Source organism: Oleiphilus sp. HI0132 (assembly GCF_001635845.1).
Genome location: NZ_LWGJ01001501.1, coordinates 1 through 690, shown reverse-complemented (window position 1 = coordinate 690; position 690 = coordinate 1). Strand labels below are relative to the sequence as shown.

At 41.9% G+C, this 690-nt stretch carries 1 protein-coding gene; it reads left to right on the top strand.

The features are described from left to right. Positions 1-18: 18 nt before the first annotated feature. Positions 19-690 (top strand): cache domain-containing protein (locus A3766_RS23170; protein ID WP_197479700.1); only part of this gene is annotated, 672 nt, incomplete at its 3' end.

Genomic DNA, 690 nt, shown 5'->3' with positions numbered 1-690 from the left:
TTGCTCAAGAAGAGCTCATTGCAGCTAATTAATATAATTGATGGTCTACCAAATTTAACGTCAGAAGGTCCGTATATTGAGGACAAGCTCGATTCGCACTGGCTGTCTTTACAGATAACTTGGGCCCTAGAGAGCGCAACCTTACTTAATGCAAAAGGCGAAGTGATTGGGCAGTGGGGTGATCAACGCATTCGTCCAAACTCCGACGTTATTGAGCGTACCTTGACGAGTCGCACTCCGTCCGAAGAAATGATCTGTTTTGAATTTTGTCAGTTAGCTGTACTGTCTCCGATTCTAGATATTAATGGTGATATTAAACTTATTCAGCTGAGCGTATCACTAGCAGATATGATGCTAGATTTTAATAGAATCACCGGATCTGATATCGGGATACTCACGCCGGTTAATAATAACTCTGAAGCATCAGTACAGTTTGGCAAGACCGGATTGGCTTTCTCTTCTTTGACGAATAAGCCTTTACTACAGCCAATTCTTCAGCAACATGCTATTCAAAGTCGATGGAGGCGTGACTTTGTCGAAGCTGAAGGGCAGTTAATCAACATTATTGATTTACCAGGTTCTCAGTTTGAGCTTATGTTCGTCTCTAACTCTGAATTGGTTGGTAGTAATGCGCTAATTGCATTTATATCTGATACAACCCAAGCCAGAGAGCAAATAGAGTATGCTCGG